Below are 25,318 nucleotides of genomic sequence, written 5' to 3'. Positions count from 1 at the left end.
ATGGGCCCCCCGTGCAACTGTCAGGGCCGTGTATAGGTCCAAAGCTGCGCCGGCGGAATATTGCGCACGACAAAATCATAATGCTTGATCTGGTAACGATCAGGACGTGCGACGATGGGCGAGACCGGGCCGTAGGTGATCTGCATGACCGGGCGGCCGCGCGGCATGCGGTTAAGCAGGTCTTCCAGAAGCGCGATGCGCCGCTCCATCGGAAAGCTCAGCATCGGGATGGCGGAAATGACGGAATCGAACTGCCGGTCGCGGAAGTTCCCAAGCGTCTTTTCCAGATCGAAGGCATCGCCGTTGATGAAATTGACACGCGGGAAAGTCTTGGCCAGGTGCTGGTAGAAATCCGTCGAAAATTCGATCGAGACGAGATTTTCCGGCGTGATGCCCTTTTGCAGGATGGCCTTGGTGATGATGCCGGTGCCGGGACCCAGTTCGAGGACCGGAAGGCCCGATTGCGGCGTGATGACGCTTGCCATGCGCCGGGCGGTGACGCCGGAAGTGGGCAAAATGGCGCCGACGCTTTTCGGCCCATCCATCCATCCCTTGAAGAAGCGGATTTCCTCATCGAATTTGCGGCCAAGCCGCTCTTTCAAACGCAACTCCATGCATGATCTCCCGGCACTCAAAGCCTGACGTAAACGCGTCGTGATGACGCAAAATCTCTAAAAAATGTCGCATCTAAAATGCGGCAAAAAAAGGGACCGGCGAACCGATCCCTTTGAAAATCATACCCGCATGGGCATCAAAACATAAAGTGCGTCATCACCGGCGGTATCCCGGACCAATGTCGGGGACCCCGCATCGGCCAGCATGAAGATGGCATCCTCGCCTGAAAGTTGGGCGGTGATATCGAGCAGGTACTTGGCGTTGAAGCCGATTTCCATGGCGTCGTTGTCGTAACCGACGGCGACTTCTTCCGTCGCACTGCCCGAATCCGGGTTGTTGACGGTGAGCAGCAGCTGGCCTTCGCTGAGCGCCAGTTTCACGGCGCGGCCACGTTCCGACGAAATGGTCGAAACGCGATCAACCGCGCGGGTAAAGCTCTGGCAATCGACGCGCATTTCCTTGTCATTGCCGGTGGGGATGACGCGCTGGTAATCCGGGAAGGTGCCGTCGATCAGCTTGGAGGTCATCACCACCTGGCCGATGGTGAGGCGGATTTTTGCGTCCGACACCTCGACGGTGACGATCGTCTCCGGATTGTCCACGAGCTTCTGCAGTTCGCCGACAGTCTTGCGCGGAATGATGATGCCCGGCATGCCTTCCGAGCCCGAGGGCGCGATGATATCGGCACGGGCAAGGCGGTGGCCATCGGTTGCGACCGCGCGCAGCTTCAGTTCGCCGCCGGCTTCAATCGTGTGGAAGAAGATGCCGTTGAGGTAATAGCGGGTTTCTTCGGTGGAGATGGCAAACTGCGTGCGGTCGATCAGCATCTTCAGATCGGTCGCCTTGATCTTGAAGCCGTGGCTGAATGTGCCGGCGGTCAGATCCGGAAAATCCGATTCCGGCAGGCATTGCAGCGAAAATTTCGACCGGCCGGATTGTACCGTCATGCCGGCGCCATCCGGATTGGTGGCAAGCCGGACTTCGGCACCGTCAGGCAGTTTGCGCACGATTTCATAGAGAAGATGCGCCGGCACCGTGGTGGCGCCCGCCTGTTCGACCATGGCAGGCACTTCCTCGGTGATCTCCAGATCAAGGTCCGTCGCCTTCAGCGCCAGATCGTTGCCGGAAGCCTTCAGCAGCACGTTCGACAGGATCGGGATCGTGTTGCGCCGCTCCACGACCCTGTGGACGTGGTTCAGCGACTTCAGGAGGTTGGACCGCTCAAGAGTTATACGCATGGACGCTACCGCTTTCGACCGTGCCGGTCCGCGAGGGACCTTGCATGTTATTTCTGTCCGCAGTCTGGTCGGACGATGTGGACGGGCAAAATGGCAGAGTTTCTCACGAAAAGGCAAGGGGTGGGCGGGTCTGGCCGGCTTTATTTCCTGCTGGCAGCGGCTCGGCTCACAGCTTTCCGCACCTCGCCACCCGCGCTTGCTGAATGGAGGCTGCTCCCGCATAAAGGCTTCCTATGAATGAAAGGCCTGATGAGACCGTGACTGAAGACGAAAACACCTCGGGCCGCACCTATCGGGTGGCCAATGTGGCGGTGCCGGCGCGCCCGCTGGAGCCGGCGCTCTATCTGGTGGCGACCCCCATCGGCAATCTCGGCGACATCACGCTGCGGGCGCTGGAGACGCTCGCAGGTGCCGATGTTCTCGCCTGCGAGGATACGCGGGTCACCCGCGTGCTGCTCGACCGGTTCGGCATCGTCAACCGCCCTTATGCCTATCACGAGCACAATGCCAATGAGGCCGGCCCGCGCCTTATCGCGGCGCTTGCGGCGGGCAAATCCGTGGCGCTTGTCTCGGATGCCGGCACGCCGCTGGTGTCGGACCCCGGCTACCGGCTCGGCCAGCTTGCCATCGAGGCCGGCCACCGGGTCGTGCCGATCCCCGGGCCTTCAGCGCCGCTGGCCGCCCTCGTTGGCTCCGGCCTTCCCTCTGATGCCTTCCTGTTTGCCGGTTTCCTGCCGGTGAAGGACAAGGGCCGGCGCGACCGGCTGGCGGAATTGTCCAAAATTCCGGCAACGCTGATCTTCTTTGAATCCCCCCACCGCATCGGCGATACGCTGGCCATTGCCGCCGACGTGCTGGGGCCGACGCGGGCGGCCTGCGTGTGCCGGGAACTGACCAAGACATTCGAGGAGTTTCGCCGCGGAACGCTGGGCGACCTCTCCGCCTATTATGACGAAGAGCGCACGGTCAAAGGCGAGATCGTGCTCGTCATCGGCCCGCCCGCCTTTGACGATATTCCAGCGGCTGTCGATGTGGACGTGATGCTGCGCGAACTGGCGCTCTCCATGCCCGCGACCAAGGCGGCAGCCGAAGCCGCCCGCCTCACCGGCCTGTCGCGCAAGGATCTCTACCAGCGCCTCATCGAGCTGAAGGACGGCGATGGCGGCTAAGGCTGGCAACCGACGGCGCCGAAAAGCCGAGCGCCGCGGGCGCCTGTCGGAATACGTTGCCGCCGCCTTCCTGCTGGCCAAGGGCTACCGCATCTTGGGCCTTCGGGTGCGCACGCCTGTTGGCGAAATCGACATCGTGGCGCGCAAGGGCGACCTTGTCGCCTTTGTCGAAGTGAAGGCGAGACGGCTTGAGACGGCGGCCGTTGATGCCGTCGGCGGGTTCTCGCAGCAGCGCATCAGGGCGGCAAGCGACCTGTGGCTCTCTCGCCGCAGCGATGGGCACACTCTGTCGCAACGGTATGACATCATTGCCGTCAGGCCGTGGCGGATCCCCCGTCATTTCCCGGATGCGTTTTGAAAACCGCAAGCCCGTTGCCATTGAAGGTTCGCCGTCCTACATCAGGCAGGCAATTTGACAAGGGGCAGGGTATGGCCAAGATCCGCAAAGTCGCGTTCCAGATGGACCATGTGTCCAGCATCAACATCGCGGGTGATTCCACCTTCGCCATCGCGCTGGAAGCGCAGGCGCGCGGTTATGAGCTTTACCACTATACGCCCGACCGGCTGACCATGCGCGACGGCCGCATTTTCGCGGCGATCGAGCCGATGAGCCTGCGCGATGAAAAGGGCAACCATTTTACGCTCGGCGAACGCGAACGCGTCGATCTCTCGACGATGGACGTCATCCATCTGCGCCAGGATCCGCCTTTCGACATGGGTTATATTACCTCCACCCATCTGCTGGAGCGGCTGCATCCGAAGACGCTGGTGGTGAACGATCCGGCCTGGGTGCGCAATTCGCCGGAAAAGATTTTTGTCACCGAATTTGCCGACCTGATGCCGCCGACGCTGATCTCGCGCGATGTCGGCGAAATCACGCGCTTCCGCGACGAGATCGGCGATATCATCCTGAAACCGCTTTATGGCAATGGCGGCGCCGGCGTGTTTCATTCCACCCGCGACGACCGCAATTTCACCTCGCTGCTCGAAATGTTTTCGCAGATGTATCGCGGCGAACCCTTTATTGCGCAAGGTTATTTGCCGGCCGTGCGCAAGGGCGACAAGCGCATTCTGCTTGTTGACGGCAAGCCCGTCGGCGCCATCAACCGGGTGCCGGCCGAGCATGACGCGCGCTCCAATATGCATGTCGGCGGGCGCGCGGAAGCGACCGAACTCACCGCGCGCGAAGAGGAAATCTGCGCCCGCATCGGGCCGGCCCTTCGCGAACGCGGCTTCCTCTTTGTCGGCATCGACGTCATCGGCGACTTCATGACGGAGATCAACGTGACCTCGCCGACGGGCATCCGCGAGGTGAAGAAATTCGGCGGTGCCGATGTTGCAGCTCTGTTGTGGGACGCTATCGAAGAAAAGCGCGCCTGACCACGCGCCTGTTCTCCTTTGTTCCCATTCCTGAAATACAGAAAAATCTAATACAGTAGCCGGATAAAATTGTTCCGCGAATGTTCTTGTTTTAGTCCCGTGATTGTGTTTGATTGTATTTAGGCGCCACAACAACTTCAGTGAGTGGAACACGGGCGCACAAGGGGCAGGGGCATGGTGGCGCGCGTCAGCACGGTGGCGTTCCAGGGCATAGAGGGCGTGCCTGTGGATGTGCAGGTCATGGTCGGCCCCGGCAAGCTGGGAATGCATATCGTCGGCCTGCCGGACAAGGCGGTGGCCGAAAGCCGGGAGCGGGTGCAGGCAGCGCTTCACGCGTCCGGCCTTGCACTTCCGCCAAAGAAGATCACCATCAATCTGGCGCCGGCGGATCTTCCGAAGGAAGGTTCGCATTTCGATCTGCCGATCGCTCTGGGGTTGATGGCGGTGCTCGGCGCCATTCCGGCCGAGGCTCTCTCCGGTTACGTCGTGCTGGGTGAGCTGAACCTGGATGGAACTCTTGCCGCCGTTGCCGGCGCGCTGCCGGCAGCCATTGGCGCCAATGCGCAGGACAAGGGCCTGATCTGCCCCTTCGACAGCGGCGCGGAAGCGGCCTGGGCTGGCAGCGGCATTGATATTCTGGCGCCGCGCAGCCTGATTGCGCTCGCCAACCATTTTCGTGGCACGCAGGTTTTGTCGCGACCGCAGCCGGCGGTGCGGGCCGCACCCGCCAACCTGCCGGATCTCGCCGACATCAAGGGCCAGGAAAGTGCCAAGCGGGCGCTGGAAGTGGCAGCCGCCGGCGGCCACAACCTCTTGATGGTTGGCCCGCCCGGTTCGGGAAAATCGATGCTGGCAGCGCGGCTTCCCTCCATCCTGCCGCCGCTTTCGGCTGTGGAACTGCTCGAAGTGTCGATGATCCATTCGATCGCCGGCCAGCTTTCCGGCGGCAAGCTCTCCGACCGCCGACCGTTTCGCACACCGCATCATTCGGCCACCATGGCAGCGCTTGTCGGCGGCGGGCTCCGGGCAAAGCCGGGCGAGGCCTCGCTGTCGCATCACGGCGTACTTTTTCTCGACGAATTTCCGGAATTTTCGCCGCAGGTGCTGGACGCGCTGCGCCAGCCGCTGGAAACCGGCGAATGCGTGATCGCACGCGCCAACCACCGCGTCACCTATCCCGCCGCCATCCAGTTGGTGGCGGCCATGAACCCGTGCCGCTGCGGCATGGCGGGCGAGCCGGGTCACACCTGCGCCCGCGGGCCGCGCTGCGTCAGCGATTACCAGAACCGTATCTCCGGGCCGCTGATGGACCGCATCGATATCCGCATCGACGTGCCCTCGGTCTCGGCTGCCGATCTCATCCGTCCGCGCCCTGCCGAAAGCAGCGCGACAGTTGCGGCGCGTGTTGCTGCGGCCCGCAACCGCCAGCGCGACCGCTTCGCAGAAGCCGGCCTTCCGTTGATCGGCACCAATGCCCGCTGCTCGACGGCGCTGATCGAACAGTTTGCCGAACCGGATGCCGGGGGCTTGCAGCTTTTGCGGGATGCGGCCGAAAAACTCAAATTTTCAGCCCGCGGTTATCACCGGGTGCTGAAGGTTGCCCGCACGCTTGCCGATCTCGACGGTCAGGAGCGGGTGGGACGCATTCATCTCGCCGAAGCCATTTCCTACCGGATTGCCGGCGAACGGCTGACGGCAGCGGCCTGAGGCGACAACGGCACGCCACATCGGAGAGGATGCCGGCGAGGGGATGGGCGGATTTTTATGATCAGCGGGCGGCGATATAGGCGGCAGTGCCAGCCAGGATGCTTGCGGCGGAACGGTTGAGAAGCATCAGCGCTGTTGGTTTCTTCAGGAGGATGCGGGCCTTGGAGGCAAGCAGGATATAGGGAATGAGAACCGCCATCAGCACGACGAAGGTGAGGGCGACAAGGGCTGCGTAGTCGGTCGCGCCAATCTGCGTGAGGGGGATGAGTGTGGGCACCAGCGCCACATAGAACAGCATGGTTTTCGGGTTTCCGAGCGTCACCAGCAGACCGGACAGGAAGGAAAGGCCAAGGCCGGGCGCCGCCTTGGCGACAATATCCTGCGCCAGAAGGCCGGCAGTCCAGAGTTTCCAGGCGATATAGATCAGGTAGACCGCGCCGGCATATTTGAGGATCAGAAACGGGGTCGTAAAATTCTGCGCAACGATGGCAAGGCCAAGGATGACCGCCGTCAGATAGACCAGATCGCCGAGAATGAGGCCGAGTCCCATGAAGAAGGTCGGGCGAAAGCCAGATCCCAGCGCGCGGGCAACGATTGCCGTCATGCCCGGGCCGGGAATGGCAGCGGCGACGAAGAGCGCAGCGGCATAAGTCAGCAGGGTCGTCAGTGTCATGAAAGGCCTCCCACCCGTTTATGCCTGATCACCGACCGGCGGGTATCTGTCAAGGATGACGCCGCATCTGCCACGGCACTTCCCACGTATGCCGCCCCGAAAAAAGCCAAATGTTGATGCGTAGAAGCGAGTAAATTGCGGTACTAATTAGTACTTGCATCGGTCACCTCCGGAAGGGCGAGGCCTTGCAGGCGGCTGCCGGGACCTCATGCTGGTTTCCGATGCGCAAACTTGTCTTCAAACGCCGTCAACAAGGTAAATTTTAATGGCCTCCGTTTCCGCTGCAATCGCGTGCCGCTCCAAGCTTCCACTTGCGCTTCCCCCTTACTCGCCGGCTGCTTTATCCCTTGCCGTTCTCAGCTTCGCCATTGCCGGATGTAGTTCTGTGCCGTTGACAGAGGCGGGCTCGTTATCGTCCTACAGCCGCCTTGGCCCGGTGGAGGGGCGCATAGCCAAATCTCGCAGCTTTGCCGATGGGCCGGCGCTTCTTTCGGCAACATCGGTTGCCATCCTGCCCGCCACGGTTTCTCCGGCCGCCGCTGCCAGGGTGAACGATCCCGCTCAGGAAAAACTGGTTTCGAATGCGCTTGATCGGGCATTGTGCATCGGGCTCAGCGACAAGTACCGGGTTGTCGCGCCCGGTCAGGGGGCGGATCTTACCGTGCGCGCAACGATTACCGACATCGTCCCGACCGGCAAGGTTGCCGCGGGCATATCCAAGGTTGCCACACTTGGCACTTCTGCGGTTCTGCCGGTCGGCGTTCCGCGCCTGCCGATCGGCCTTGGCGGGCTGGCTGTCGAAGGCGAGGCTCTCGATGCGTCAGGCGTGCAGCGTGCCGCCATCGTCTGGTCGCGCGGTGCCAATTCCATCACCAATAGTCCGCGGGTCTCGGAAATCGGTGACGCCTACGGCCTGGCCGCTACATTTGCGAACACGTTTTCCAGCATGATGGTCAAGGGAAAAGAGCCGTCCGGCGTGAGTTTTAACCTGCCGTCGGGCCAGCGGTTGACGTCGCAGATGGGCGGCGCCCCCAAATATGCCGCCTGCGATGCCTTCGGGCGCGCCCCGGGCGTGGGTGGGTTCGTAGCAAGCGCTGTCGGCGCACCACCGTCCTGGGCAGACAAGAGCACCGCGAAATAGGCTTGGCTCCATCGAGGGGTTATCAGCCGTTCCGGTGCCGCACTGCCTGGAGCCGAAAAGACGATCAAACCGGCCTCGCCGGGATTGATCCGGCGGCATCTTCCCTTTCCGCACTGGTTGCCGTCGAGGGTGCCGGGCAGGTCAAGCCATGTCGCGCCATGCCGGAAGACATGGCCGGAGCACCGCAAAAGCGTCGGGGCAAAGATGAAGCCGGTCAGAAATCTGCCATGGGCGAGAGCTGCACCGGCGCACCCGGACGCCTCCCGTCACGGCTTCACATCATCAGCGCCATGCCGCTGTCGTCAGGCACTGCCTGTCCCTGCCAATCCAGCCGGTCCGGCGGGAAATGCACCGCGACCTGCCTGGCTGCAGGCGCAATGGCGGCCAGAATCGATGCAAGCGGCGGGATGGTGTTGCCGACCACGTCGATCAGCGCCAGGCCTCCGCTGGCCGATGGCCTGCTTGCCGTGATGCAGTGGCACGGCTCCAGCCAGTGCAGCGAAGCGTTTGAGAGCCAGGCGTTCAGCAGGAACATGTGGGACTGGTCGACAACCGAGAAGTGGCTGGAAACCGGTGCGCGCTGCACAAGCCGGCTGCGGATCAGCTCAAGGTCTGCCGGGTTGCGGATGTCGAGGCGGCGCGCGAGTGGCACCTTTTCCGCGATAGCCGGAGCGGGACCGGAAAAATCCGCCTGCGGCAGGGTTTTGAAGCCATAGGGCTCATAGAGGCCGGGGTGTTGGGTGGTCAGCACCATGGCGTCGTAGCCGGCGGTGCGGCAACGTTCGAAGGTGATGTCCATGAGCTGCCGAAAGAGGCCGCGATCACGCCATGCGGGGCGCACGGCGCCGGATTGCCAGCCGGCGGCGCGGACGATTTCGCCGTCGATCATCAGTGGCATCGAAAAGGCGCTGAGATTGGCGATGCAGCAGCCGTCATCATCGAAATAACCTGTGGGCATGCAGGTCGGATCGGGACCGCCGAGCAGTTCCAGAGGCGTCACGTCGATGCCGAAGATATCCAGGAGGAGGTCGCTTAGGGCGTGCCAGGCGCGGGGGTCGCCAAAATAATCGGAGCGTAGCGAAAGCCCTGATGTGTCGATTGCGCCAGACAACCTTAGACGCCCGTCGAGCCGAAACCGCCTGCGCCGCGGGCGGTCCGGCTTGTCGTGTCAGCCTCGGCGATGCGTGCCTGAACGACCGGGGCAACGACCAACTGGGCCACGCGCATGCCGCGTTCGATGACAAAATCGGCCTCTCCGAGGTTGATCAGCAGCACCTTCACTTCGCCGCGGTAATCGCTGTCAATGGTGCCGGGCGTGTTGAGGCAGGTGATGCCGTGCTTGAAGGCAAGGCCGGAGCGCGGGCGCACCTGCACCTCGAAGCCGTGCGGGATTTCGAAGATGAAGCCGGTTGGCACGAGTGCGCGGGCGCCCGGCGCAAGGGTCATGGGTTCTGTGACGGCGGCGCGGATATCCATGCCGGCAGCGCCTGCCGTTTCATAGGAGGGGAGATCCAGGCCCTCGCCATGGGCAAGGCGCACCAGGTTGAGGGTCGGGCCGGCAATGTCGGACCCGAGATCCGCGTGCGGGGCAAGGCTCGTGTCGGACGTGGCGGACGTGTCGGACATGGGGGGCTCTCCATCTGCGGCGCCTCGCGCCATTCCTGTTGTCGAGGTCAATTGCATACTCGGCCTTAAATCGCTAGATACGCGGCAACTCAAAGGATTTTTGACCAATGGCCGAAAGCATTGCAGAGGCGGTTTCCCGCCGCCGCACCTTCGCGATCATCGCACACCCGGACGCCGGCAAAACGACGCTCACCGAAAAGCTGCTGCTGTTCGGCGGTGCAATTCAGCTCGCCGGTGAAGTCAAGGCGAAGAAGGACCGTATCCAGACGCGCTCCGACTGGATGAAGATCGAGCGCGAGCGCGGCATCTCGGTCGTGACGTCAGTCATGACCTTCGAGTTCGGCGGAAACGTCTTCAACATTCTCGATACGCCCGGCCACGAAGATTTTGCCGACGATACCTATCGCACGCTGACGGCGGTGGATGCCGCCGTGATGGTGATCGACGGCGCCAAAGGCATAGAACCGCGCACGCTAAAACTGTTTGAAGTGTGCCGGATGCGCGACATTCCGATCATCACCTTCGTCAACAAGATGGACCGCGAAGCGCGCGACACGTTCGAGATCCTCGATGAGGTCGAGGAAAAACTGGCGCTTGATACCGCGCCGATAACCTGGCCTGTCGGCCGCTCGAAGAATTTCTGCGGCTCCTACAATCTGGCGCAAAACACCTATCGCGGTTCCGATACGCAGGTCGAGGGCCTGCCGGTCAACGGCGCGCAGAGTGTGGCCGAGCATCTGCCGGAAAACGAGCGCGATGCCTTCATCGACGAGCTGGAGCTTGCCCGCGAGGCCTGCCGCCCGTTCGACCGGCAGGCGTTTCTGGAAGGGCATCTGACGCCGGTCTTCTTCGGTTCGGCGCTCAGGAATTTTGGCGTACGCGATCTTATCAACGCACTGGGCGAGTTTGCGCCGCCGCCGCGTGACCAGGTGGCGGATATCCGCAAGGTGCATGCGTCCGAAGACAAGATGACGGCCTTCGTCTTCAAGATCCAGGCCAACATGGACCCCAACCACCGCGACCGCATCGCCTTTGCGCGCATCTGCTCGGGCAAGCTCGAGCGCGGCATGAAGGCAAAGCTTGCCCGCACGGGCAAATTGATGGGGCTGACGGCGCCGCAGTTCTTCTTTGCCTCGCAGCGCCAGTTGGCCGATACCGCTTACGCCGGCGATGTGGTGGGCATTCCGAACCACGGCACGCTGCGCATCGGCGATACGCTGACGGAAGGCGAATCGCTGGTTTTCCAGGGCGTGCCGAACTTTTCGCCGGAAATCCTGCGCCGCGTGCGGCTGGAGGATGCGATGAAGGCAAAGAAGCTGAAGGAAGCGCTGCAGCAGATGGCCGAAGAGGGCGTCGTGCAGCTGTTTTCGCCGGAAGACGGCTCGCCGGCCATTGTCGGCGTCGTCGGCGCGCTGCAGCTCGACGTGCTGAAGGAACGGCTTCAAGGCGAATATACGCTGCCGGTCTCGTTTGAAATGTCGCGCTTTTCCGTCTGCCGCTGGATTTCGTCGGACCAGCCGGCGGAAATGGAAAAGTTCCTGACCGTCAAGCGCGGCGATATCGCCCGCGATCTCGATGGCGATCCGGTGTTTCTGGCGCAGGACCAGTTTTCTCTGCGCTATGAATCGGAGCGTTATCCGGCAATCAAGATGGTTGCCATCAAGGAATATCACGTCGCCAAGGCGGCGTGATTTCTCTCCACCGTGCCGCGCGGGATCACTCCCCGCGCGGAAAGCGCTTGTTCTCTTCCAGCACGTTCAGATCCATGTGGTTGCGCATGTAGCGCTCGGATGCCTTTTGCAGCGGCTGGCAATCCCAGGGAAAATAGGCGCCGTTGCGCAGAGCCGGATAGACCACCCAGCGGCGCGCCTGGCTTTCGCGCACGGCCTCATCAAAGCGGGTAAGATCCCAGCGGGCAAGCATGGCGCCGGTCATGCGGATCATCGTTGCGGCATGGTCCTGATTGCCGGCAAGGTTTTCGCGCTCGTGCGGATCGGCTTCCAGATCAAACAGCAGCGGCGGATCGGCCTCGCAAAGCATCAGCTTGAATCGGCCGTCGCGTAGCGCCACCAGCGGCGCAATCGAGCCTTCAGCGGCATATTCCATCGGCACGGGATTGCGTGAACCTTGGCCGCCTGCCAGCGCCGACAGGTCCTCGCCATCGGTCCAGCGGGCAAGGGAGGCCATGTCGATGCCGGCAAGGCCCGCGAGCGTCGGCGTGACGTCGAGTGTCGAGACCGGTTGTTTAACCAGTGCCGGTTGCCAGCCGGGTGCTGCGATCATCAGGGGCACGCGTGCCGAACCCTCGAAGAAACACATCTTGAACCACAGACCCTTTTCGCCCAGCATGTCGCCATGGTCGGAGACGAAGAGGATCACGGTGTCTTCGGCCATCCGTGTGCGGTCCAGCACGTCCAGAAGCTCGCCGATCTTGTCATCGACATAAGAAATATTGGCGAAATAACCCTGGCGGGCCCGGCGCACCTGATCTTTGGTGATGTCGAAAGCGCGGAAATCACAGGCTTCCAGCAGGCGTTTTGAGTGTGGATCGAGGCTCTCGAAAGCGGGGATATCGCCCGGCGGATCAAGCGCTTCGCAGTTTTGGTAGAGATCCCAGTATTTTTTCCGCGCCACGTAAGGATCGTGCGGATGGGTGAAGCTGACGGTCAGGCACCACGGGCGCTCGTCGGCGCGGCGGGACAGATCGTAGAGCTTGGCGGTGGCGTTAAACGCCACCTCGTCATCGTATTCCATCTGGTTGGTGATTTCGGCGACGCCTGCGCCGGTGACGGAGCCGAGATTGTGATACCACCAGTCGATGCGCTCGCCGGGCTTGGTATAGTCAGGCGTCCAGCCGAAATCGGCGGGGTAGATGTCGGTCGTCAGACGTTCTTCAAAACCGTGCAACTGGTCGGGGCCGACGAAATGCATTTTTCCGGATAGTGCCGTGTAATAGCCGCTGGCGCGTAGGTGGTGGGCATAGGTCGGGATGTCGGAGGCAAATTCGGCAGCGTTGTCATAAACGCGGGTGCGGCTGGGCAACTGGCCGGACATGAAGCTTGCCCGCGCCGGCGCACAAAGCGGGCTTGCCGTATAGGTGTTGGCGAAGCGGACGGAACGCTTCGCCAAGGCTTTCAGGTGCGGCGCATGCAGGAAATCCGCTGGCCCGTCCGGAAACAGCGTGCCATTCAGCTGGTCCACCATCAAAATGAGAATGTTCGGCCGGGTCATGCGGATATCCTGCTGCTTAAGGTTTTGGGATCAGAGGCCGAGGCTTTTGTTGACGGCTGCAAGGCCGGGCTTGCCATCCAGCGTCGAGACGCCGGCAAGCCAGGGTTCGATGGTTTTCGGGTTCGCCTTCAGCCAGGTTTTTGCTGCAGCCTTCGGCTCCTCGCCGCCAAGGATCGCGCCCATCAGCTCGTTCTCCATGTCGATCTCGAAGCGCATGTTTTTAAACAGCATTGCGGCATTCGGGCACTTTGCCGGCCAGCCGGTGCGTGCCAGCGTGTGAACCTCCGCGCCGCCATAGTTTGCGCCGAAATAAGCGTCGCCGCCGGAGAGATAGGTCAGGTTGAACTTCGTGTTCATCGGGTGCGGCGCCCAGGCAAGGAAAACGATATTGCCCTTGTCGCGGCCGGCGCGTTCCACCTGCGCCAACATGGCCTGCTCACCCGATTCCACCAGTTCCCAGCCCTTGAGGCCAAAATCATTGGCGTCGATCATCTTCTGGATGTTGGCATTGGCCGGTGCGCCGGGTTCGATGCCATAAATCTTCTTGCCAAACCCATCGGCCTGTTTCTGCAGGTCGGCGAAATCCTTGACGCCTTTTTCCGCGACATAACTTGGTACAGCGAGCGTGAATTTCGCGCCCTCAAGATTGGTGCCCATCTGCTCGATGGCCTTGGCCTTCGCCAGATCTTCGATGAAGGCTTTTTGAGCCGGCATCCAGTTACCGAGGAAGACGTCGATCTCACCGTTCTTCATCGACTGGTAGCCGATCGGCACCGAGAGCGTCTTCACGTCGGGCGTGTAACCGAGGCCATCGAGAACGACGGAGGCGACGGCATTGGTGGCGGTGATGTCCGTCCAGCCGGGATCGGACAGGCGGATGGTCTTGCAGGCGGCGTCGTCGGCGGCGATGGCGCCACCGGCTACACATGCGGAAATCGTCAGGCCGGCGATCAGCCGGTGGATGCGCGAAACGGTTTTCATTGCGGTTCCCCTTCTATTCGAGCAGTTTATTGATCACGAAGCCCCGTTCGCTTGTGAAGAGGGCGTTTTTCGATGGTTGCCAAAAGGATTGTTTATGCCAGTGCGCCCGCTCGACCTTGGCTGGATGCGGATTTTCTTCGAGGTTGGCCGCGCTGGTAATTTCACGGCCGCCGCCGCACGGCTGGGGCTCAGCCAGCCGGCGGTGAGTTACCAGATCCGCCGCATCGAGGAGCAGTTGCAGGTCGCCCTGCTGGAGCGGCGCCATCGCGGCGTGGTGCTGACGCCGGAGGGGCGGCGGCTGTTCGAGGTGGTGCGGCGCGCCGTGGAGGATGTGGATGGCGTGGTGCAGGGGTTCCGGCGCCGGCCGCTGCGGCCAGCGCTCAGGCTTTCCACGGATTATGCCTTTTCCGCGCTCTGGCTGATGCCGCGCATGCATGCCTACCGCGCGCTTTATCCTGACGTCGATATCCAGCTTGTCGCAACGCACCGGGAGGAGCGGGCAAGGCCGGCCGAAAGCGAGGTGGCGGTGGTGTTCGGCACGCGCGAGGAACTGGGGCGCACCGGCACGTTGCTGTTGCCGGAGCGCGTGGTGCCTGTCTGCGCGCCGGGCTTCCTGAAAGAGAACGGGCCGCTTCGGAGCCCGGATGAGATCGGGCGCGCCACGCTCCTGCATCTCGATACGCAAGGGCCTTCCCCCTGGTATGATTGGCCGGCCTATCTGCACGATCTCGGCACCAGCCACGCCCTTGCTCCCGGTCGGGGAGAACTGTGCTTCAACACCTATGCGCTGGTGGTGCAGGCGGCCCTTGCGGGGGAAGGGCTGGCGCTCGGCTGGCTTGGCCTCGTCGATGGCCTGCTGGAAGCGGGCCACCTCATTCAGACGGGGCCGGTGCTTAAGGTGCCGGAGCGGGGATACTGGATTTTGCCGCCGGAGGAGGCGACACCGGAAACCGATCAACTCTGCGCCTGGCTCGTTTCTGGATTTTCCGCAGCTTCTGCAGGCTGATCGCTGACGAGGTCCTCGAGAAACGTGTCGCACCAGCGTTTCACGTCGTTTTCGAGCAGATGATCCATCATGCCGCGCCAGCGCTGCTGACGCTCCTCCAGCCCCATGTTAAGGGCACGCGCGATGGCATTGCCGGTGCCTTCGATGTCGTAAGGGTTGACCAGAAGGCCGCCCTTCAGCTCGCGGGCGGCGCCGGCAAAGCGCGAGAGAACGAGAACGCCCGGATCTTCGGGGTCTTGGGCTGCGACAAATTCCTTGGCGACGAGGTTCATGCCGTCGCGCAGCGGCGTGACGAGGCCAACCTTGGCCAGCCGGTAAAGACCGGCCAGAACCGGCCGGCCGATCGAGCGGTTGATATAGCGGATCGGCACCCAGTCGACGGCACCGAGCGCACCGTTCACCCGGCCGGCCTGTTCCGCCACCGTGCGCTGCATCTGCTCGTATTCCGGCACTTCCGAGCGGGATTTCGGCGTGATCTGCAGATAGGTGACCTTGCCCTGATGGGCGGGATTGCGCAGCACGAAGGATTCGAACGCATCGATGCGCTGCGTGATGCCCTTCGAATAATCCAGCCGGTCCACACCGATGATCAGATCTCGGTTTTCCATGCTCTGGCGGGCCTTGCGCACCATCACGCTGTTGGCGGCCTTGCGGGCATATTCGGCAAAGGCTGCCGTTTCGATGCCGATCGAATAAAAATCGCCCTTGAACGTGCGCCCGTTGGAGGTGAACAGCCCATCGCCAATGGCATTGCCGAACCCTTCTCGCACGAGACAGCCGCGGAAGTTTTCCAGATCGTGGTCGGTCTGGAAGCCGACGAGATCGTAATGGGAGAGGCCGCGCATGATTTCCTCATGCACCGGCATGGCAAACAGCACATCGGCCGGCGGCCAGGGGATGTGCAGGAAAAAGCCGATCTTGTTTTTAAAGCCCATCTGGCGCAGTTCGGCAGCCAGCGGGATCAGGTGGTAATCATGCACCCACAGCACATCGTCGGGCTGGATCAGCGGCGCAACACGGTGGGCAAAAAAGCGGTTGACGCGGAAATAACCGGCCATTTCCTTGCGGGCATATTCGGCGAGATCCAGCCGGTAATGGCAGATCGGCCACAGAACGCGGTTGGCAAAGCCGTGGTAATATTCATCCACATCGGTCTGGGTGAGGTCGGTCAGCGCATAGGTGATGTTGCCGCGCTCGGTCAGCTTCAGCGGCGCCGGTTCGCGCCCGCCACTGGATTTGCCGGACCAGCCCATCCATACGCCGCCCCGCTCTTCCAGTGCGGCCTGCAGCGCCACGGCAAGGCCGCCGGCGGGCGCATTGCCGTTTTTTTCCGGCATCGGAACGCGGTTGGAAATGACGACGAGACGGCTCAAGGTAAATACTCCTGTTCAGGCTTTGGACGCTGGTTTTGTCAGGCGGATGCCAGTTGCTTCAGGATCTGTCGCAAGGCTTCGGCTGAGGGAAGGCTGTGAAGGGCTGCGGTTTCACCGGCCTCACCGATGCGGATGGAAAGGCCACCCAGTTCGTTTGCCACTTTGAACATTGCCTCGTCGGTGAGGTCGTCCCCGATGGTGATGGGCTTTCGTCCGGCAAAGGCGGGTTCGGAAAGGAAGGCGCGCACGGCCGCCCCCTTGCTGGCGCGGGCGGGCCGGATCTCGATCACCATCTTGCCGCGCTGCAGGGCATAGTCCGGCCCGGCTTCTTCCAGCGCCGATGTCATGACGGAGAGGAGGGCCTCCTGCCTGTCCGGCGCCTGCCGGTAATGGCCGGCAACCGCTGCCCCCTTGTCCTCGATGATGACGCCCGGCCAATCGGCGGTGACGCGTTCCAGCGAGCGTTTGAGGGTGTTGAAGGCGGGATTGTCCTCGACAGCGTCAATGGTGCCATCGACGCGGCGCCGTTCGGCGCCGTGCAGGCCGGCAATAGGCAGTGTCAGGGGGGTGAAAAGACGGTCGGCATAGGTGAGTGCGCGGCCGGTGACCAGCGCCAGCGCGCCGCCCAGCCGTTTCGACAGAGCCTCAAGATGGGCGCCAAGATCCGGCGGTACGACGATCCCCTCCGGCGTATCCGCCAGATCGATCAGTGTGCCGTCGATATCGAGGAAAACCGCCCAGGCATGAGGCTCGGTTCGAAGCACGCCGAGTGCCTGTCCATCCGGTTGCGAAGCGGCAGCCTCGTCTTCACGTGATGTTTCGGTCGGTAACATGGGAACGTATCTAGGCGGCACGTTCCGAAAGGCAAGGGTCGCAGCACCGCCTCCGGCGCCCGCCCTTTGCAAGGGGGCTGTCATGAATTCGACATCATGCTGGCTGAACGCCCTTGAAAGAGGGCGTATCCATGGTAACCCTCGCTTAAGTTTTTAGGTCGATCTTTTTAACAGTGAGAGCCGCCGTTCCGGTGGCACGTTTGGCAACAGGACGAGATCATGTGCCGTTGGGCTGCCTATCGCGGCAATCCCTTATATCTGGAGGAGCTTGTCTCCTCGCCCGCCCACTCGCTCATCGAGCAGAGCCATTGCGCCAGCCGCGCCAAGACAGCGACGAATGGCGATGGGTTCGGCATTGCCTGGTATGGCGATCACCCGGAACCAGGCCGTTACCGCGATATCCTGCCGGCCTGGTCGGATTGCAATTTGCGCAGCCTGTCGCGTCAGATCCGCTCGCCGCTGTTTCTGGCGCATGTGCGCGCCGCAACCCATGGCGGAACGCGGCGCGACAATTGCCACCCCTTCGTCCACCGCAACTGGTCGTTCATGCACAATGGCCAGATCGCCGGTTTCGACCGCATCCGCCGGCGCATGGAGGCGCTTTTGTCGGACGAGCTGTTCGAGGCGCGCTCCGGCACGACGGATTCGGAACTGCTGTTCCTGCTGGCGCTCGAAATGGGCATGGCAGAGGACCCGCTCGGCGCCATGGCGCGCGCCATTGCAACGGTCGAAGATCTGTCGCGCGCCCATGAGGTCAGTCCGCTGGTGCGCTTCACGGCGGCCTTCTCCGATGGCGCAAGCCTTTATGCGGTGCGTTATGCCACCGATCACCGTCCGCCGACGCTCTATGCCGCACCTATGGGCGGCACTGCCGGCCACTGTCTTGTCTCCGAACCGCTGAACGACGATGTGGACGCCTGGGAGGAAATTCCCGACGGCAGCGCGGTCATCGTGTCGCAGATGGGTTTTTCGCGCGTTGCCTTTGAGCCGCACACCGTGCTGGAAGCGGCCTGACGGCCTATCCTGATGCGGGACCCTGGCGGGTGCTGCCGGGGTTTTTGACGTTCCGGCTGACTTCCTCGACAAAACGGGCAAGGGCGCCCGCCTGTCCATCCCGCCGCAAGGCCAGATACAGCGGCGCGACAAGGCCCGAGCTTTGCGTGAACCGCCGATAGACAACGCCTGATGTTTCCAGCCGTGCCATGGATTCCGGAATGATCGAGGCGCCAAGGCCTGCGGCCACAAGGCTTAAGGTGGACACCATTTTCGGCGCTTCCTGGGCAACGCGCGGGCTGAACCCTGCCCTCTGGCAGGCGGCGATGATGCGATCGTAGAGCCCCTGGCCACTTGGGCGCCGGTAGAGGATGAACACATCTTCGCAGAGATCGGCAAGCTCGATCCGCCGCTTCTTCTGCGAAGGATGCGCCAGCGGATGGACGTCGGGAATGGCGAGCAGCATTTCCTCCGTATCGACATGGTTTATCACCAGCGATGACTGGGTGTCGCTTGCCGAGCGGATGAAGGCCGCATCCAGCCGGCCGGCCAGAAGATCGCCGGTCAGCTCATCTGTCGCACCTTCCTCCAGCCGCAGCGCAAGGTCCGGCAGGGCCTGCCGCAGCCCGCGAAAGACGGAGGAGACGAGCGGATGGAAGGCTGCCGAACTGGTAAAGCCAACTGCGAGCGCTCCGGTTTCGCCGCGTGCGGCGCGCCGGGCCGCATCGACGGTGGCATCGAGATCGGCCAGCACCTGGCGGGCCCGATCCACGAAAGCGCGGCCGGCATCGGTCATCTCCATGCCGCGCGGCAGGCGGCGAAAAAGAGGAGACCCCACCAGAGCCTCCAGCGCCTTGATCTGCTGGCTGAGTGGCGGCTGCTGGAGCCCAAGCCGTTCGGCCGCCCGCGTCATATGGCCTTCCTCGGCCACCGCAATGGCATAACGCAGATGGCGGATCTCCAGCATCATCATATCTCCAGCATATGGCAAACATCATATCCATATATTGGACATCGTGCCAGACGCGCGATACCTCTTGGGCTCTCATCAGGCAGAGGCATGCGCATGACGATGATCGACACAGACGAAGACAGGACGCAGAGGCCGGGCGTCGGCGCGCTGTTCACGGGGTTTCTCGGGCTCGGACTGATGGGGTTTGGCGGGGTGCTGCCGATGGCGCGGCGGATGATGGTGGATGACCGGCGCTGGCTGACGGCTGCGGAATTTACCGATCTGCTCGGCCTTTGCCAGTTCCTGCCGGGTGGCAATATCATCAACATGTCGGTGGCGGTGGGCATGAAATTTCAGGGCTGGCGCGGTGCGCTTGCCTCCATCTTCGGCATCATTGCGGCACCCACGGCCATCGTTATCTGTCTTGGCGCGATCTACGACCGCTATCGGCAGGATCCGCATGTGGAACATCTGTTTGCCGGGCTTGCGGCGGCCGCTGCCGGGCTGCTGGTGGCGCTTGCCTGGAAGGTGATGAAGCCGCTTCTCAAGAAGCCGGCGGCCCTTGCCATCGTGGCGGCGCTCTTTTTTGCCATCGCCGTGCTGCGCCTGCCGCTGCTTGCCACCATGCTGGTGATGGCGCCCATTTCCATTCTCCTGTCGTGGAGGCTTTCGCGATGAGTGCGACCCTGATTGCGCTTGCCGTCATCTTTACCGAACTGTCGCTGATTGCCTTTGGCGGCGGCAATTCCGTGCTGCCGGAAATGCAAAGGCGCGTGGTGGAGGTGCAGCATTGGGTCACGGCCGATGAATTCAGCGCGCTCTTTGCGCTGGCGCAGGCGGCACCCGGCCCGAACATGATGATCGTGCCGCTGATCGGCTGGCATGTGGCGGGCTTTTCCGGCCTGCTCGTCAGTTCGGTGGCAAAATTCCTGCCGTCTTCGCTGATTGCCTGCTTTGCCGTGACGCTGTGGGACCGCTTTCGCGACCGGCCGTGGCGGGCCGTCGTGCAGGCAGGGCTGGTGCCGGTCACGGCAGGGCTGGTGGCGGCCAGTGCCGCCGTCATTACCGTGGCCTCGGTGCATTCGTGGCTGCTGGCGGCCATTACCGGCGTCACCGCCGGCCTTTCGGCCTTCACCCGCGCGCACCCGCTGGCGGTGCTGGGGTTTGGCGCGCTGGCGGGGCTGGCATTCGGCGGGTTCTAAGCGGGCTCAGAGAGCGTTCAGCCGCTCTGCAATCGTTGCCGCCAGCCTTTGCGCCACCTCGGTCTTGTCGAGGTCCGGCCAGGTCTCGATGCCTGCATCGGCAATCAGCATGACGCGGTTGCGCTCGCCACCCATGACGCCGGTCTGCGGCGAGACATCATTGGCAACGATGAGGTCGGCGCCCTTGGCGGCAAGCTTGCGGCGGCCGTTTTCCTCGACATTCTGCGTTTCAGCGGCAAAACCGACAACGAAGCGCGGGCGGTTTTCATGGTGGCCGACGGTTTTGAGGATGTCCGGGTTTTCCGCAAGCTGCAGCGGCGGCGGCGCTTCGCCTGGCTGTTTCTTGATCTTCTGGCCGGAGGAGGACGCCACACGCCAATCGGCAACGGCTGCCACCATCACGGCAATGTCGGCGGGAAGCGCCGAGAGGACCGAGGTCAGCATCTCCCCAGCCGTTTCCACATGCACGGTCCTGACGCCTGCCGGATCGGGGATCGTCACCGGGCCGGAGACGAGCGTGACCTCGGCGCCAAGTTTTGCAAGGGCAGCGGCAATCGCATGGCCCTGCTTGCCGGAGGAGCGGTTGGCGATGTAGCGCACGGGGTCAATGGGTTCATGCGTCGGCCCGGAGGTGACGATGGCCGTCTTGCCGGCGAGCGGCTTTTCGCCGGGCGTCAGAAGTGCCACGACAGCGGCGACAATCTCCAGCGGCTCGGCCATACGCCCGGTGCCGGCCTCGCCGCGTTCGGCCATTTCGCCGCTCTTTGGGCCAACGAGGTGGATGCCGTCGCTCTGCAGGGTCTGAAGGTTGCGGCGGGTGGCGGGTGCGTCCCACATTTTCGGGTTCATGGCGGGCGCCATCAGCACCGGACGGTCTGTGGCCAGAAGCACGGCGCCGGCCAGATCATCGGCAAGGCCATGGGCCATCTTCGCCATGCGGCTGGCGGTTGCCGGCGCCACGAGAACGAGGTCACAGTCGCGTGCCAGCCGGATATGGCCAACGTCCTGCTCATCCTCGCGGGAAAAAAGATCGGTATAGACATGGGAGGCAGAGAGCGCGCCAACGGCAAGCGGCGTGATGAATTCCTGCGCCGCGCGGGTCATGACAGGGCGCACGGCTGCCCCGCGTTCGCGCAGCCGGCGGATCAGGTCGAGGCTCTTATAGGCGGCAATCCCGCCGGAAATGATCAGCAGGATGCGTTTGTCTTGAAGCTCCATGGGCCTCTCCCGGGTGTGTGAGGGCTGGTCATACCGTGGCGCCCCCGTTGGCCCCCTCATCCGCCTGCCGGCACCTTCTCCCCGAGGGGAGAAGGGATGCTGCCGCAAGGCCTGCGGTTCGCCTCTCCCCTCGGGGAGAGGTCCGCCGAGCAAAGCGGAGGCGGGGTGAGGGGGCGGCCGGTTCTGACGCCAGAGGTGGCACCCATCTCTTTGCCCCGGACCCTAAGCGGTTGACGGCAAACATGCAATCGCGTCCGCCGCGTTCACATCTGCGACGGGATGAAGAGGGCCATGGCGGGGATGAAGATCAGGAGCAGGATGCGCACGAAATCCATGGCGACGAAGGGCACGAGGCCCCGGAAGATCGTCGAGAGCTGCACGTCCTTCACCACCGAGCGCAGCACGAAGGCATTCATGCCGACCGGCGGCGTGATGTAGCTGATTTCCGTCACCACCACCACGAAGACACCGAACCAGATGAGATCGAAACCGGCAGCCGCCACCACCGGATAGAAGATCGGCACGGTCAGCGTGATCATCGACAGGCTTTCCAGGAGGCAGCCGAGCACGAGATAGATGGCAAGGATGATGAAGATGATCGCCCAGGGGTTCTGAAAGCCGGAAAGGGCTGCCTGCAGGTCTCCCGTCATGCCCGACAGGTTGACGTAATTGGTGAAGGTCAGCGCACCGAACAGGATGAAGAACATCATGGCGGTGTTCTTGGCCGTGTCATAAAGCGTGCGAAAGGTTTCCTTGAGGCGGAAGCGGCCCTTGAGGACGGTGAGCGCCATGGCGCCGGCTGCGCCCATGCCGGCGGATTCGGTTGCGGTAAAGACGCCGAGATAGATGCCGCCCATGACGAAGGCAAAGAGCAGGAGAGCGCCGGAGACGCCGCGCGTGGCCAGAAGACGGTCGCGCAGCGGCAGCTTTTCCTCGGTCGGCAGATCAAGGCCACGGGCGCGCACCGAAATCATCACGGCTATCGTATAACCGACCATGCCGATGATGCCGGGAATGATGCCGGCGAGAAACAGCTTGCCGATATCCTGCTGGGCAATGATGCCGTAGAAAACGAAGATCACCGAGGGTGGGATGAGAATGCCGAGCGTGCCGCCGGCCGCAATCGAGGCGGTGGACAGGGCGTCGGGGTAATTGTAGCGGCGCATGGAGGGCAGCGCGATCTTGGCCATGGTGGCGGCCGTGGCAAGCGAGGAGCCGCAGACCGAGGAAAAACCACCGCAGGCGAGAATGGTGGCGATGGCAAGGCCGCCCTTGCGGTGCCGCAGCCAGGCATGGGCAGCCTTGTAGAGATCATCCGCCACGCCCGACTGCACGACGAAATTGCCCATCATCAGAAAGAGCGGCAGGACCGAGAGCGAATATTCGCGGCCATTGTCGAAAAAGGTCTGGCCGAGCAGGGACAGTGCCGGTGCCATGCCGATAATCGACAGGGTTCCGACAAAGCCGACGAGCGCCATGGCAAAGGCAATGGGCACGCCGGCAAACATCAGCACCAGGAAGAGAAGGCATCCGATCGGCCAGCTCATGGCGTTTCTTTCAGGTCAGGAACGGGAAACGGCGTGCCGCAGCGTGATGAGCGCCGCAACAGCTGTCGCGGCCGCACAGAGATAGGCAAAGGGCGCCACCGGCAGATGCAGGCTGACGGTGGTTTCGCCATAGGAGGAGAGCGCCTGCCCGTAGGCAAAAATGCGCCAGGCGGCCAGCATCAGCACCACCGCCGACAGCAGCCGCACGACGAACCGGCGCGCCGGGTGGATGAAGGCGGGCAGGTGGTCGGTGACGAGGTCGACGGTGACGTTTTCCTCGTCCAGGCAAACGGCCGGCAGGCCGATGAAGATGGTCGAGACCAGCAGCAGCGCCGTCAGTTCGGTTGCCCCCTGCAAGGGGCTGTTGAACAGGTAACGCCCGACGACATCGATCAGCGTCACGAACATCATCGCCAGCAGCATCAGCCCGCAGATCACCGAAAGCGCTAGATGCGTTCGCGTCAGCCCCTTGCCGGCTATGACCGCAGGCTGTGCCTTGTCGCTCATTGGCCCTTGGCCGCCTTGGCGATCTCTTCCCTCATGGCGGACACGGCGGCTGCCGCATCGATGCCGGTGGAGGCGGTCTCTGCAAGCTTGGCATCAACGATGGGCTTCAGGCTCGTCTCGATCGCCTTCACCTGCTCGGGCGTTGCGGGAACGAACTTGATCTTACCATCCATGGCAGTCTTGCCGGCGGTATCGGCGGCATCCCAGGCCTTGCCGGCCAGACGCGCCAGCGCTTCACCCGACACGCTGTCGATCGCCTTCTTGTCGGCATCCGAGAGCGCGTCCCACTTGGCCTTGTTCATCGCCACGTAGAAGGAGGTGTTGTAAAGGCCGCCGGGCACCACAAGCGCGGTATCCAGCATCGGGATCAGCTTGAAGAAGGCAACCGATTCAAACGGAAAGGTAATGCCGTCGGCCACGCCGCTCGACATGATCTCATAGGTCTTGGAGGAGGGGCCCTCGACCGGCACGCCGCCGAGCGCCTTGACGAGATCGGCCACGATGCCGCCGCCGACGCGCATCTTGGCGCCCTTCAGCGGCTCAGGCCCGGAGACGTCACGGCCTTTCAGAAAAATCTGGCCGGGGCCGTGGGTGAAGACGCCAAGCACATGGACCTTGTCATATTCGCCGGCCTTGCGCAGCGTCTTGTCGAAGACGCGCCAGTAGCCAACGGAAATGGATTCTGCGGTATCGCCGAGGAAGGGGATTTCGGCGATGTTCGTGGTCTTGAAGCGGCCCGGATTATAGCCCTGAACGCCATAGGTGATGTCGGCGACACCATTGACGGCGAAATCGAAATGGGCGGCCGGCGGCCCGAGCGGGGCCTGCATGATGTTGACCGTCACGCGTCCTTCGGTCGCCTTCTTCACGGCATCCGCATAGGGCTTCATGACATCGGTTACGAGCGGATGCGTGGGCGGCAGCCAGTTGGCCATGTTGAGCGTCTCTGCCATGGATGCAGTGGCAGACAGGAGGGCGGCAGAGGCGGCAAGGGCCAAGGGCAGGACGTAGCGGGCAAGGCGCATGATCTTCACGGGCTCCGGTTGGTTTCAGCTGTTCCCGGGCTTCTTTGTTGAAGCCTCAAATTCTTTGGCGATGCCGCGCAGTTGAACCGAAAAGACAGGAAACTGCAAGCGCTGTTTCGCCCCTGCCGCTTCAGAAGGTTGCAGCGCAAGCGCGTTGCAACAGCCCCGATGTCGCGCTAGAAGAACGGAAGGCCCGGACGCGGCCTGCCGCCCGCAGCGCTTTAAAAAAGCGCCCGGTGAACGCGTCTTGAAACTGTGTCGCCCCGCGCATCGAACATGCGTTCATTTTCAGCGACGAACGGATCAGCAATGCGGGCCCTGATAGTGCCGTTCGTCAAAGGAGATGACGACATGCGCGATTTTCGCGATGCAAAGGCCATGGCCAAAGCCCTTCGGGCAGGGCTTGAAGAACAAAAAATTTCCATCAGCCATTCAAGGGCGCTGGAACTGGTGGCCAGCCAGTTCGGCTATGATGACTGGAACATTCTGGCCGCCAGGATCGCCGAGGCGGGCGAGGCAAAACCGGAGCCGGTGCTGCTTCAGCCGGGCATTCCGGTGATCCGGATCTTTGCCGTCGACATGGCGCTGGAATTCTACCGCGACTTTCTCGGCTTCCGGCTGGATTGGGAGTATCGCCACGGTCCCGGTTTCCCGGTCTATATGCAGGTGTCGCGTGGCGCGCTCATCCTGCACCTCAGCGAACATGCCGGCGATGCCTCGCCCGGTGCCAAGGTTTATGTGCCCGTCTCGGGCGTGGGCGCCTTCCACCGCGAGCTGACGGAAAAGGGGTGCCGTTTCACGCGTCCAAGCCTGGAGCAGATGCAATGGGGGCTCGACATGATGGTGACAGACCCGTTCAGCAACCGGATCATCTTCTCCGATCGCGCGGTCAAAAGCTGAC

General features: G+C 62.7%; 25 protein-coding genes. 11 read left to right on the top strand and 14 right to left on the bottom strand.

Annotated elements, in window-relative coordinates; all coding sequences use genetic code 11:
• Window positions 1-20: 20 nt before the first annotated feature.
• Together pmtA and dnaN are read right to left on the bottom strand one after the other, a co-directional pair.
• On the bottom strand, window positions 21-614 hold the full coding sequence (pmtA, locus tag AC4CWF_RS17040) for a phospholipid N-methyltransferase PmtA (RefSeq protein ID WP_491282814.1): 594 nt from the start codon (window positions 612-614) through the stop codon (window positions 21-23).
• Window positions 615-734: 120 nt separating this feature from the next.
• Entirely contained in the window at window positions 735-1,853 is a 1,119-nt protein-coding gene (gene dnaN / locus AC4CWF_RS17035) for a DNA polymerase III subunit beta (protein ID WP_491282813.1), read from the bottom strand.
• Between the two features lie 233 nt (window positions 1,854-2,086).
• On the opposite strand from dnaN, the gene rsmI reads away from it, so the two are divergent.
• The 4 genes from rsmI (at window position 2,087) to AC4CWF_RS17015 (ending at window position 6,109) form a co-directional block, all read left to right on the top strand.
• On the top strand, window positions 2,087-3,022 hold the full coding sequence (gene rsmI, locus AC4CWF_RS17030; RefSeq protein ID WP_491282812.1) for a 16S rRNA (cytidine(1402)-2'-O)-methyltransferase: 936 nt from the start codon (window positions 2,087-2,089) through the stop codon (window positions 3,020-3,022).
• Complete coding sequence (locus AC4CWF_RS17025; RefSeq protein WP_491282811.1) at window positions 3,012-3,380, top strand: YraN family protein; 369 nt, start codon at window positions 3,012-3,014, stop codon at window positions 3,378-3,380. Before rsmI ends, AC4CWF_RS17025 begins: the two co-directional genes overlap by 11 nt.
• A 71-nt stretch (window positions 3,381-3,451) precedes the next feature.
• On the top strand, window positions 3,452-4,402 hold the full coding sequence (gene gshB, locus AC4CWF_RS17020) for a glutathione synthase (RefSeq protein WP_491282810.1): 951 nt from the start codon (window positions 3,452-3,454) through the stop codon (window positions 4,400-4,402).
• 174 nt (window positions 4,403-4,576) lie between these two features.
• The gene (locus AC4CWF_RS17015) at window positions 4,577-6,109 is read left to right on the top strand and encodes a YifB family Mg chelatase-like AAA ATPase (protein ID WP_491282809.1); all 1,533 of its coding nucleotides are present in this window, start codon (window positions 4,577-4,579) and stop codon (window positions 6,107-6,109) included.
• A gap of 61 nt (window positions 6,110-6,170) precedes the next feature.
• Here the strand turns inward: AC4CWF_RS17015 and AC4CWF_RS17010 are convergent, their stop codons facing one another.
• The gene (locus tag AC4CWF_RS17010) at window positions 6,171-6,782 is read right to left on the bottom strand and encodes a LysE family translocator (protein ID WP_491282808.1); all 612 of its coding nucleotides are present in this window, start codon (window positions 6,780-6,782) and stop codon (window positions 6,171-6,173) included.
• A gap of 265 nt (window positions 6,783-7,047) precedes the next feature.
• Between AC4CWF_RS17010 and AC4CWF_RS17005 the strand changes: the two genes are divergently transcribed.
• Complete coding sequence (locus AC4CWF_RS17005; protein ID WP_491282807.1) at window positions 7,048-7,923, top strand: DUF3313 domain-containing protein; 876 nt, start codon at window positions 7,048-7,050, stop codon at window positions 7,921-7,923.
• Between the two features lie 274 nt (window positions 7,924-8,197).
• Here the strand turns inward: AC4CWF_RS17005 and AC4CWF_RS17000 are convergent, their stop codons facing one another.
• Both AC4CWF_RS17000 and dut read right to left on the bottom strand, forming a co-directional pair.
• Window positions 8,198-9,034 (bottom strand): GNAT family N-acetyltransferase, encoded by an 837-nt coding sequence (locus AC4CWF_RS17000; RefSeq protein WP_491282806.1) that lies wholly within the window; start codon window positions 9,032-9,034, stop codon window positions 8,198-8,200.
• Window positions 9,035-9,036: 2 nt separating this feature from the next.
• On the bottom strand, window positions 9,037-9,549 hold the full coding sequence (gene dut / locus AC4CWF_RS16995) for a dUTP diphosphatase (protein ID WP_491282805.1): 513 nt from the start codon (window positions 9,547-9,549) through the stop codon (window positions 9,037-9,039).
• A 107-nt stretch (window positions 9,550-9,656) separates the two neighbouring features.
• Between dut and AC4CWF_RS16990 the strand changes: the two genes are divergently transcribed.
• Window positions 9,657-11,240: a peptide chain release factor 3 gene (locus tag AC4CWF_RS16990; protein ID WP_491282804.1), complete on the top strand. Its 1,584-nt coding sequence runs from the start codon at window positions 9,657-9,659 to the stop codon at window positions 11,238-11,240.
• A gap of 25 nt (window positions 11,241-11,265) precedes the next feature.
• Here the strand turns inward: AC4CWF_RS16990 and betC are convergent, their stop codons facing one another.
• Together betC and AC4CWF_RS16980 are read right to left on the bottom strand one after the other, a co-directional pair.
• Window positions 11,266-12,780, bottom strand: a complete 1,515-nt coding sequence (gene betC / locus AC4CWF_RS16985; protein WP_491282803.1) for a choline-sulfatase — start codon at window positions 12,778-12,780, stop codon at window positions 11,266-11,268.
• Window positions 12,781-12,810: 30 nt separating this feature from the next.
• A complete protein-coding gene (locus tag AC4CWF_RS16980; RefSeq protein WP_491282802.1) occupies window positions 12,811-13,761 on the bottom strand; it encodes a choline ABC transporter substrate-binding protein in 951 nt (316 codons plus the stop codon).
• Window positions 13,762-13,855: 94 nt separating this feature from the next.
• Here AC4CWF_RS16980 and AC4CWF_RS16975 point away from each other — a divergent pair, with 94 nt between their 5' ends.
• Window positions 13,856-14,767, top strand: a complete 912-nt coding sequence (locus AC4CWF_RS16975) for a choline sulfate utilization transcriptional regulator (protein ID WP_491282801.1) — start codon at window positions 13,856-13,858, stop codon at window positions 14,765-14,767.
• Here the strand turns inward: AC4CWF_RS16975 and otsA are convergent.
• Entirely contained in the window at window positions 14,716-16,140 is a 1,425-nt protein-coding gene (otsA, locus tag AC4CWF_RS16970; protein ID WP_491282800.1) for an alpha,alpha-trehalose-phosphate synthase (UDP-forming), read from the bottom strand. The two genes, AC4CWF_RS16975 and otsA, sit on opposite strands and share 52 nt — an antisense overlap.
• Window positions 16,141-16,178: 38 nt before the next feature.
• The gene (otsB, locus tag AC4CWF_RS16965) at window positions 16,179-16,973 is read right to left on the bottom strand and encodes a trehalose-phosphatase (protein WP_491282799.1); all 795 of its coding nucleotides are present in this window, start codon (window positions 16,971-16,973) and stop codon (window positions 16,179-16,181) included.
• Window positions 16,974-17,192: 219 nt separating this feature from the next.
• Between otsB and AC4CWF_RS16960 the strand changes: the two genes are divergently transcribed.
• On the top strand, window positions 17,193-17,987 hold the full coding sequence (locus AC4CWF_RS16960; RefSeq protein ID WP_491282798.1) for a class II glutamine amidotransferase: 795 nt from the start codon (window positions 17,193-17,195) through the stop codon (window positions 17,985-17,987).
• 4 nt (window positions 17,988-17,991) lie between these two features.
• Here AC4CWF_RS16960 and AC4CWF_RS16955 read toward each other — a convergent pair whose 3' ends face one another.
• Complete coding sequence (locus tag AC4CWF_RS16955) at window positions 17,992-18,939, bottom strand: LysR family transcriptional regulator (protein WP_491282797.1); 948 nt, start codon at window positions 18,937-18,939, stop codon at window positions 17,992-17,994.
• Between the two features lie 93 nt (window positions 18,940-19,032).
• Here AC4CWF_RS16955 and AC4CWF_RS16950 point away from each other — a divergent pair, with 93 nt between their 5' ends.
• Together AC4CWF_RS16950 and AC4CWF_RS16945 are read left to right on the top strand one after the other, a co-directional pair.
• Complete coding sequence (locus AC4CWF_RS16950) at window positions 19,033-19,596, top strand: chromate transporter (RefSeq protein WP_491282796.1); 564 nt, start codon at window positions 19,033-19,035, stop codon at window positions 19,594-19,596.
• Window positions 19,593-20,120: a chromate transporter gene (locus AC4CWF_RS16945; RefSeq protein WP_491282795.1), complete on the top strand. Its 528-nt coding sequence runs from the start codon at window positions 19,593-19,595 to the stop codon at window positions 20,118-20,120. The genes AC4CWF_RS16950 and AC4CWF_RS16945 overlap by 4 nt, the downstream gene beginning before the upstream one ends.
• A 6-nt stretch (window positions 20,121-20,126) precedes the next feature.
• Here AC4CWF_RS16945 and coaBC read toward each other — a convergent pair whose 3' ends face one another.
• The 4 genes from coaBC to AC4CWF_RS16925 form a co-directional block, all read right to left on the bottom strand.
• The gene (gene coaBC, locus AC4CWF_RS16940; RefSeq protein ID WP_491282794.1) at window positions 20,127-21,338 is read right to left on the bottom strand and encodes a bifunctional phosphopantothenoylcysteine decarboxylase/phosphopantothenate--cysteine ligase CoaBC; all 1,212 of its coding nucleotides are present in this window, start codon (window positions 21,336-21,338) and stop codon (window positions 20,127-20,129) included.
• Window positions 21,339-21,601: 263 nt separating this feature from the next.
• Window positions 21,602-22,885: a TRAP transporter large permease gene (locus AC4CWF_RS16935; RefSeq protein WP_491282793.1), complete on the bottom strand. Its 1,284-nt coding sequence runs from the start codon at window positions 22,883-22,885 to the stop codon at window positions 21,602-21,604.
• A 15-nt stretch (window positions 22,886-22,900) separates the two neighbouring features.
• Window positions 22,901-23,392, bottom strand: coding sequence for a TRAP transporter small permease (locus tag AC4CWF_RS16930; RefSeq protein ID WP_491282792.1), 492 nt, complete (start codon window positions 23,390-23,392; stop codon window positions 22,901-22,903).
• Window positions 23,389-24,417 carry a TRAP transporter substrate-binding protein gene (locus tag AC4CWF_RS16925; protein WP_491285462.1) on the bottom strand — a complete coding sequence of 343 codons (1,029 nt, stop codon included), beginning with the start codon at window positions 24,415-24,417 and terminating at the stop codon, window positions 23,389-23,391. Before AC4CWF_RS16925 ends, AC4CWF_RS16930 begins: the two co-directional genes overlap by 4 nt.
• 351 nt (window positions 24,418-24,768) lie before the next feature.
• Here AC4CWF_RS16925 and AC4CWF_RS16920 point away from each other — a divergent pair, with 351 nt between their 5' ends.
• The gene (locus AC4CWF_RS16920; protein ID WP_491282791.1) at window positions 24,769-25,317 is read left to right on the top strand and encodes a glyoxalase superfamily protein; all 549 of its coding nucleotides are present in this window, start codon (window positions 24,769-24,771) and stop codon (window positions 25,315-25,317) included.
• Window position 25,318 lies beyond the last annotated feature (1 nt).

Source organism: Neorhizobium sp. PAMB6630 (assembly GCF_058242775.1).
The sequence above is the reverse complement of the archived record's forward strand: the minus strand, read 5'-3'. Positions and strand labels throughout refer to the sequence as shown.